Source organism: Sphingobium sp. ba1, assembly GCF_000743655.1.
Lineage (GTDB): Bacteria > Pseudomonadota > Alphaproteobacteria > Sphingomonadales > Sphingomonadaceae > Sphingobium.
In genome coordinates this window covers 1,819,018-1,826,645 of record NZ_JPPQ01000069.1, presented here as the reverse complement: position 1 = coordinate 1,826,645, position 7,628 = coordinate 1,819,018, and the positions used below count along the sequence as shown (strand labels likewise).

Annotated in this window: 8 protein-coding genes; 4 read left to right on the top strand and 4 right to left on the bottom strand. The window is 64.6% G+C overall.

What is annotated here, in order from left to right; translation table 11 throughout:
• Window positions 1-75: 75 nt before the first annotated feature.
• On the bottom strand, window positions 76-1,389 hold the full coding sequence (gene mtaB / locus IL54_RS11950) for a tRNA (N(6)-L-threonylcarbamoyladenosine(37)-C(2))-methylthiotransferase MtaB (RefSeq protein WP_037475922.1): 1,314 nt from the start codon (window positions 1,387-1,389) through the stop codon (window positions 76-78).
• On the bottom strand, window positions 1,389-2,189 hold the full coding sequence (gene dapF, locus IL54_RS11945) for a diaminopimelate epimerase (protein ID WP_037475920.1): 801 nt from the start codon (window positions 2,187-2,189) through the stop codon (window positions 1,389-1,391). Before dapF ends, mtaB begins: the two co-directional genes overlap by 1 nt.
• Before the next feature lie 188 nt (window positions 2,190-2,377).
• Between dapF and IL54_RS11940 the strand changes: the two genes are divergently transcribed.
• Window positions 2,378-2,668, top strand: coding sequence for a HigA family addiction module antitoxin (locus IL54_RS11940; RefSeq protein ID WP_037475917.1), 291 nt, complete (start codon window positions 2,378-2,380; stop codon window positions 2,666-2,668).
• 3 nt (window positions 2,669-2,671) lie between these two features.
• Here the strand turns inward: IL54_RS11940 and IL54_RS11935 are convergent, their stop codons facing one another.
• Together IL54_RS11935 and IL54_RS11930 are read right to left on the bottom strand one after the other, a co-directional pair.
• Window positions 2,672-4,069, bottom strand: a complete 1,398-nt coding sequence (locus tag IL54_RS11935; RefSeq protein ID WP_037475916.1) for an amino acid permease — start codon at window positions 4,067-4,069, stop codon at window positions 2,672-2,674.
• A 189-nt stretch (window positions 4,070-4,258) separates the two neighbouring features.
• Complete coding sequence (locus tag IL54_RS11930; protein ID WP_052027671.1) at window positions 4,259-5,080, bottom strand: SGNH/GDSL hydrolase family protein; 822 nt, start codon at window positions 5,078-5,080, stop codon at window positions 4,259-4,261.
• Between the two features lie 381 nt (window positions 5,081-5,461).
• Here IL54_RS11930 and ffh point away from each other — a divergent pair, with 381 nt between their 5' ends.
• From ffh to IL54_RS11915, 3 genes are all read left to right on the top strand, one after another.
• Window positions 5,462-6,922, top strand: a complete 1,461-nt coding sequence (gene ffh / locus IL54_RS11925; protein WP_037475915.1) for a signal recognition particle protein — start codon at window positions 5,462-5,464, stop codon at window positions 6,920-6,922.
• A 42-nt stretch (window positions 6,923-6,964) separates the two neighbouring features.
• A complete protein-coding gene (gene rpsP / locus IL54_RS11920; protein WP_037475913.1) occupies window positions 6,965-7,414 on the top strand; it encodes a 30S ribosomal protein S16 in 450 nt (149 codons plus the stop codon).
• Between the two features lie 5 nt (window positions 7,415-7,419).
• The coding region (locus IL54_RS11915; RefSeq protein WP_443210809.1) for a ribosome maturation factor RimM at window positions 7,420-7,628 on the top strand (209 nt) is incomplete at its 3' end.

Sequence of the window (7,628 nt, the reverse complement as noted above, 5' to 3'; positions counted from 1 at the left end):
TCTCCCGACGCAGCATCAAGCGCGGCGGTTGGGAGATGGGTTCCCGCCTGCGCGGGAATGACGGAAAAAAGAGCGTCATTCTTGAACCGCCTCTTGCGCGATCAGCGTGTCCTTCTCAAGCCCTGTGATGCGGGTGGCCACGATGGTCGACGGCGTTTGGGCGCACGCGAAGCGCACGGGGGCGAAATTTTCGGCATGGCCCGACAATCCGCTGCGTTCGACCAGCACCGACTGGGTGGTGCCGATCAGGCTGTGCAGCCAGGCTTCGCGTCGGGTCGTGCAGGCCGCGCGCAGGCGGGCGGCGCGGGCCTTGATGGTGGCGCGATCGACCTGCGGCATCCGCGCGGCGGGCGTGCCGGTGCGCGGCGAATAAGGGAAGATATGGCCATGGACGATGTCGCAGTCGGCGATCAGCGCCAGGCTCCGTTCGAACATCGCATCCTCCTCGGTCGGGAATCCCGCGATGATGTCCGCGCCGATGCTGATGTCGGGGCGCGCGGCCTTGAGCCGTTCAACGATGCGGACGGCATCGGCGCGACAGTGGCGGCGCTTCATCCGTTTGAGGATCAGATCATCGCCCGCCTGAAGCGAGAGGTGAAGGTGCGGCATCATCCGGGGTTCGTGGGCGATCAGGTCGAACAGCCGGTCGTCTATCTCCACGCTGTCGATCGAGGAAAGGCGCAGACGGGGGAGATCGGGGACGCTGGTCAGGATGCGCTCGACCAAGGAGCCAAGCGACGGGCTGCCCGGCAGGTCGGGGCCGTAGCTGGTGACATCGACGCCGGTCAGCACGATTTCGCGATAGCCCGCCGCGACCAGTTCGCGGGCCTTGTCCACCACTGCGCCTGCGGGGACGGAGCGGCTGTTGCCCCGGCCATAGGGGATGATGCAAAAGGTGCAGCGATGGTCGCAGCCATTTTGCACCTCCAGAAACGCGCGGGCATGGTCGGCAAAGGCGGACGCCATATGCGGCACAGTGTCGCGCACGGCCATGATGTCGGCGACACGGACTTTGGGCATCGCTCCAAAAGCTCCGTTCGCTTCGAGCGAAGTAGAGAAGCGCTTCTCGACTTCGCTCGAAGCGAACGGACGTTGGTATGTTTCCGCCTCTAGCTTCTCCCGGTTGCCGATCACCGCATCGACTTCGGCCATCGCCGCGAAGGTCTCCGGCTCGGTCTGCGCCGCGCAGCCGGTCACCATGATCCGCGCATCGGGCCGCTCGCGTCGGGCGCGGCGGATGGCCTGGCGGGTCTGACGCACGGCTTCGGCGGTGACGGCGCAGCTATTGACGACGATCAGGTTGTCCTGCCCCTGCGCCAGGTCACGGATCGCCTCGCTCTCCGCAATGTTGAGGCGGCAGCCCATGGTGATGATGGCGGGACCGCTCATCAGAAACGCGCCCAGTCAGCCTCGCCATCGAAGACATGGGTGGCGGGGCCGGTCATGCGGATCGTGCCGCCCGGTGCCCAGTCGATGACCAGATCGCCGCCGGGCAGGCTCACGGTCACGGGGCCGCGCACCAGCTTGCGACGGATCGCGGCGACGGCGGTGGCGCAGGCGCCGGTGCCGCAGGCGCGGGTGAGGCCAGCGCCGCGTTCCCACACGATCAGGCGGATATGATCGTCGGCGATGACTTGCGCGAAATTGACGTTGATGCGGGCGGGAAAGAGCGGGTCGGTCTCTATGAGCGGGCCGAGCCGCTCGAAGTTCACACCGTCCCAAGCGTCCATGAAGAAGATGACATGGGGGTTGCCGACATTGACCGCGGCGGGGGCAGGCAGGTCTTCCCAACTCGCGCTCATGGTCAGCGTGTCCATGGGGTAGGCGAGCGGGATCGCGTCCCATGCGAAGCGCGGCGCGCCCATGTCGACGCTCACGCCGCCATCGACGGCCCTGGCTTCGAGCAGGCCACCCTTGGTGCGGATCGACACGTCGCGGCCGACGAACAAGGGCACGCAGCGGGTGGCGTTGCCGCAAGCCTCGACCTCGCTGCCGTCCGCGTTGAAAATCTGCATCGACACGTCCGCGTCGGGCGCATTGCCGATCAGGATCAGTTGGTCGCAGCCGATCCCGGCATGACGATCGGCAATGGCGCGGGCGAGATTCGGGGTCATCTCGATCGCGTCGCTGCGCGCGTCGATCACGACGAAGTCGTTGCCCAAGCCATGCATTTTCGAGAAGCGTCCCATGGCGGCGCATGTAGGGGGTGGGGCGGGAAAAGGCCAGAGCAGAGGCATTCCCCTTCATTTCGTTCAGCCTGAGCTTGTCGAAGGCGGTCTCTATTTCATGATGTCACGGGTGTCTGGAAATCGAGTAACGATAGCTTTCAGTAAAGGGCTTCGACAAGCTCAGCCCGAACGGAAGGGGGAGGTCAATAATGGCGCTCAAGATGCACGCTTCGCTGGCGGTTCATCCCGGCGACAGGATCAAGACGGAACTGGTCGAAACAAAGGGCCTCAAGGTTGGTGATCTGGCCGATCATCTGGGGGTAACGCGCCAGACGGTCAGCCGATTGCTGAACCAGCGACAGGTGTTGACGGCAGACATGGCGATCCGCTTCGAAAAGCTGTTCGGCATCGACGCGGATACGCTGATGCGGATGCGCCATGACTTGGCTGTGGCGCGGGGTCATGCCGATGGGCTGGAGGTCAAACCGCTCGCGGCTTGATCGTTATCCAGCGGCAGTCGCCCGCTTCTGCCCGTACAGAAAATACACGACCAGCCCCAGCGCATTCCACCCGAAACACGCCAAGATCGTGCCCGTCGGCAGGCTGATGAACAGATAGGCGCAACCGGCGATCGCGCCTAACCCCACGAACCAGGCGGCGGGCGTGCGGAAGGGGCGGCGGAGGTCGGGGCTGCGGCGGCGCAGGACTAGGAGGCAGGCACCGACCGCGGTGAAGGCGATCAGGGTGCCTGCGTTGGCGAGGGCGGCGATCTCATCGATGGGGAGGAGGCCCGCGATGATGGCGACCAAGACGGCAGTGACGATGGTGATGCGCACAGGGGTACCGCGCTTGGAGATTTTGGCGAGGCTTTGCGGCAGGAAGCCATCGCGCGCCATCACCAGGAAGATGCGGCTCTGGCCGTAGAGGAAGCCCAGCAGCACGGTCGGCAGGGCGATGACGGCGGCGATGGCGACGATCCGCGCCACCTCTCCGCGACCCATTTCGCGCAGGATCAGCGCGAGCGGTTCGGGGCTGTCGGCAAAGCGGGTGAAGGGCATGGCCCCGATCGCGGCGGCGGCGACCAGGACATAGATCAGGGTGCAGACGATCAGCGAGCCGACGATGCCGATGGCGAGGTCGCGGTCCGGGTTCTTGGCTTCCTCCGCCGCCGTCGAAATGGCGTCGAAGCCGTAGAAGGCGAAGAAGATGATCGCGGCCGCTGCCATCACGCCGCGCTCGACCCCGTCCGGTCCCATATCCTTGGCGAAGCCGAAGGGCATGAACGGCTCAAGATTCTGCGCATCGAAAGCGGGCAGGGCGACCCAGACGAACAGGCTCAAGGTCGCGATCTTGATGAGGACGAGGATGCTGTTGAGGCGCGCGCTTTCATGCGTGCCGAGCATCAGCAGGCCCGCGACCACGGCGATGATGAAGATGGCGGGCAGGTTGACGAAGCCTCCCAGTTCCGGCCCTTGCGTCAACACCTGCGGAAAGCCGATCCCGGTCAGCAGCGGCGCGGCATAGCCCGACCAGCCGACCGCGACGGTGGAAACGACGAGGCTATATTCGAGGATGAGGCTCCATCCCACGATCCAGGCGATGCCCTCGCCCAGCGCCACATAGGAGTAGCTATAGGCGCTGCCCGCGGCGGGCATCATGGTCGAAAGTTCGGCATAGGCGAGCGCGGCGCAGGCGCAGATCGCGCCTGCTATGGCGAAGGAGAGGAGGACGGCAGGCCCGGCACGATCCGCGCCGACGCCGATCAGCGTCAGGATGCCGGTGCCGACGATCGCGCCGACGCCCAGCGCCAGCAGATGCGGCCAGGACAGGGTGCGGGCCAGGCGATGCTGATCCCCCGTCGGCGTCATCGCTTCGATCGACTTGCGGCGTGTCCAACTCATGTGTCTCAGGCTCCCCTCATCTTGTCGCCCTTAGCTTCGCACATTTCCCGCAGATTTCGACATAAAATTACGCGGCCTTGATCCTATCGGAAAGTCGGGGCGTAGAGCGCACGAGACGCGGGGCAGCATAGGGGCTCAAGTGCAGATAGGACAGCAATACATGTCAACGGCATCGCCGAACCGTCCTGCCTATGCAGGCTTGAGCCGGTTGTGCAGCGCTTGGGCGATCGCTGCCATGCCGCGCGCATTGGGGTGGTAGGGGACGAAGCCAGGCTGCCCCGGCAAGGGAAAGCCGGTGATCCACGGATCGTCGCTGCATGCGCTATGATCGCGCGAAAGAGAGGAGGCGGGAAGAACTTCGGCGTCCGTTTCTGTCGCGATCTGCTGCGTCAATCTGGCAAGGCGGTTCGCTATTTGCCGACCTGCCTCCATCTGTTCTTTGGACAGCGGCACGGCGGCACATGGGTTGGCGGGTGGAAGGACCGTGACATAATCGACGAAAATCAGCCGCGCATCAGGTGACCGGCGGCGTACTTCAGCCACGATGCGTCGCAGCGATGCATCCAGCCCCGTCCAGTCGCTTTCCGACGTTTGCGGCGCTTGCGGACATTTTCCGCCCGGTGCATTGGCTGGAGGCGTGGGAAAGCTGCGGCACGAAGCAGACCCGATGCTTCCGATATAGCCCACATCGTTGCCGCCGATCGTGATCGTCACCAGCTTCGTATCGGGGGTCAGCGCGCCCAGTTGGGGCGGCAGATCTCCCCATGGTCCCAGCAGATGTTTGGTGGTCGCGCCGCTGCAACTCACATCGGTCAGCGCGAGATTGAGACTGGTGGCGAGCAGATGCGCGTAATTCCGTGCCGATCTGGCGCAGCGCGCGGGGGTTTCCGCCAACGGGGGCGAGATGCCCGGCCCGGCCGCGAACGAACTGCCCATGGCGACATAACGGGCACCTGATGACAGCGACGCGACCCTGCCGTCCCCGCCCGTGGCACAAGCCGCCAGCAGCATTGTGTGGCACAAGGCAAGGACGGATAAGGGTAAGGATGAGTGTAGTTTCATCACATCGTACTTCCGCATGTATCTGGTATGACGCGCTATAGCCCAAAGCCTTCACGGCACAACGGGCACGCTATAATCGGCAGCGCTACCTTGTGCGCCGCTGTTGGGGGCAGGCCGCTTGCCATTCCCGATGCCTTCTTTTATAGGGCCAAGCAGCAATCGGGCGGTTTGCCGTTCGGTCCCTGACACATCCATTGAGCGCGCATCCTGAAAACAGGATGCACCAGGCGTTTTGTATGGACGCTGGTTGGCGAGGTTTCGCCCACCGGCGATTTTGTCGTTTTGGCAGGGTAGCTGCTGTTTTCCGGGCCTTTTGGCCCAATTGAGGTGATGATGTTCGATTCGCTGAGCGATCGTCTGGGTGGGGTATTCGATAAACTGCGGGGGCGTGGTGCGCTCACGGAGGACGATGTCCGCGCCGCGATGCGCGAGGTGCGAATCGCGCTTCTGGAAGCCGATGTCGCCCTGTCGGTCGTGCGTCAGTTCGTCGATCAGGCCACCGAACGCGCGGTCGGCAGCGATGTGCTGCGCTCGGTCACGCCGGGGCAGATGGTCGTCAAGATCGTTTCCGACACGCTCACCGAAACGCTGGGGTCCGAAACGTCGGACCTGATGATCGACGTGGCCCCGCCCGCCGTCATCATGATGGTCGGCCTGCAGGGGTCGGGCAAGACTACCACGACCGCCAAGATCGCCAAGCGCCTTAAGGAGCGTGAGCGCAAGAAGGTGCTGATGGCGTCGCTCGACGTCCAGCGTCCGGCCGCGCAGGAGCAGTTGGCCGTGCTGGGCACGCAATGCGATGTGGCGACGCTGCCGATCATCGCCGGGCAGCAGCCGGTCGATATCGCCAAGCGCGCGCTGCAGGCGGCCAAGCTGCAGGGCTTCGACGTGGTGATGCTCGATACCGCCGGGCGTCTGCATGTCGACCAGGCGCTGATGGACGAGATGAAGGCTGTCGCTGACGCGAGCAGCCCTGCCGAAATCCTGCTCGTGGTCGATTCGCTGACCGGCCAGGATGCGGTCAATGTCGCGCAGAATTTCACCGCGCAGGTGCCGCTGACCGGTGTTGTGCTGACCCGGATGGACGGCGATGCGCGCGGTGGTGCGGCGCTGTCGATGCGGGCGGTTACCGGCCGTCCGATCAAGTTTGCGGGCACGGGCGAAAAGCTCGACGCGATCGAGCCTTTCCATCCGCAGCGCGTGGCGCAGCGCATCCTGGGCATGGGCGATGTCGTCTCGCTGGTCGAGCGGGCCGCCGAGAGCATCGACGCGGACGAGGCGGACAAGCTCGCCAAGAAGATGGCCAAGGGTCAGTTCGACATGAACGACCTGCGCGCGCAGCTTAACCAGATGCGCCGCATGGGTGGCCTTGGCGCGCTGGCGGGGATGCTGCCGGGCCTCAAGAAGGCGCAGGCGGCGATGGCCAATAGCGGCGCGAACGACAAGACGCTGATCCATCTCGACGCGATGATCGGGTCGATGACGCCCAAGGAGCGGGAACGCCCCGCCTTGATCAACGCCAAGCGCAAGATCCGCATCGCCAAGGGCGCCGGGCGGACCGTGCAGGACGTCAACCGCCTCCTGAAAATGCATCAGGAGATGGAAGGTGCGATGAAGAAGATCCGCAAAATGGGCGGCCTCAAGGGGCTGGCCAAGATGTTCACCGGTGGCGGCATGGGTGGCCTGGGCGGACCCGATGGGGCTGGTGGGCCTGATCTGTCGGGCCTGGGCGGACTGGGCGGTAACATGCCCAAATTGCCGCCGGGCTTTCAGAATTTCATGAAGAAATAAGCAATTTCAATAGTTTGATTTAGTATAGAAAGGTTAAGTTCCATGGCAACGTCCATTCGTCTCTCGCGCGGTGGTTCCAAGAAGCGTCCCTATTATCGTATCGTCGTGGCCGACAGCCGCGCGCCGCGTGATGGCAAGTTCATCGAGCGTATCGGCAGCTACAACCCCGTCCTGCCCAAGGGCGACGAAAAGCGCGTCATCCTGGACGTCGAGCGTGCGAAGCATTGGGTTGCCGCTGGTGCGCAGCCGACCGACCGCGTTGCCCGTTTCCTCGACGCCGCCGGCGTGAAGGAGCGGATCGTCCGCAACAACCCGAACAAGGCCGTGCCGGGTCAGAAGGCCAAGGATCGCGCCGAAGATCGTGCGACCAAGCTGGCCGAAGCCGAAGAAGCCCGCATTGCTGCGGAAGAAGCCGCCAAGGCTCCTGCCGAAGCGCCTGCCGCTGAAGAGGCTCCCGCCGAGGATGCCGCGACCGAACAGGCCGAGGGCTGATTGTCTTGACGGACAAGCCCGTCACGCTCGCCGCGATCGTCGGGGCGCATGGGGTGGCGGGCGAAGTCCGTCTCAAGCTGTTTGGCGAAGGGGCCGAGAGCCTCAAAGCCTATGGCAGTTTCGATGCGGCGGGGCGCACATTGACGTTGAAGTCGGTGCGCCCCGGCCCCAATGGCGCGGTCGCCCGCTTTGCCGAGATCGGCGATCGCGGCGC

Coding starts and splice junctions, on each gene's coding strand:
- IL54_RS11940 (WP_037475917.1), top strand. CDS start 2,378: ATGGCGCTCAAGATGCACGCTTCGCTGGCGGTTCATCCCGGCGACAGG.
- rpsP (WP_037475913.1), top strand. CDS start 6,965: ATGGCAACGTCCATTCGTCTCTCGCGCGGTGGTTCCAAGAAGCGTCCC.
- dapF (WP_037475920.1), bottom strand. CDS start 2,189: ATGGGACGCTTCTCGAAAATGCATGGCTTGGGCAACGACTTCGTCGTG.
- IL54_RS11930 (WP_052027671.1), bottom strand. CDS start 5,080: ATGCTGCTGGCGGCTTGTGCCACGGGCGGGGACGGCAGGGTCGCGTCG.
- IL54_RS11935 (WP_037475916.1), bottom strand. CDS start 4,069: ATGAGTTGGACACGCCGCAAGTCGATCGAAGCGATGACGCCGACGGGG.
- ffh (WP_037475915.1), top strand. CDS start 5,462: ATGATGTTCGATTCGCTGAGCGATCGTCTGGGTGGGGTATTCGATAAA.
- mtaB (WP_037475922.1), bottom strand. CDS start 1,389: ATGAGCGGTCCCGCCATCATCACCATGGGCTGCCGCCTCAACATTGCG.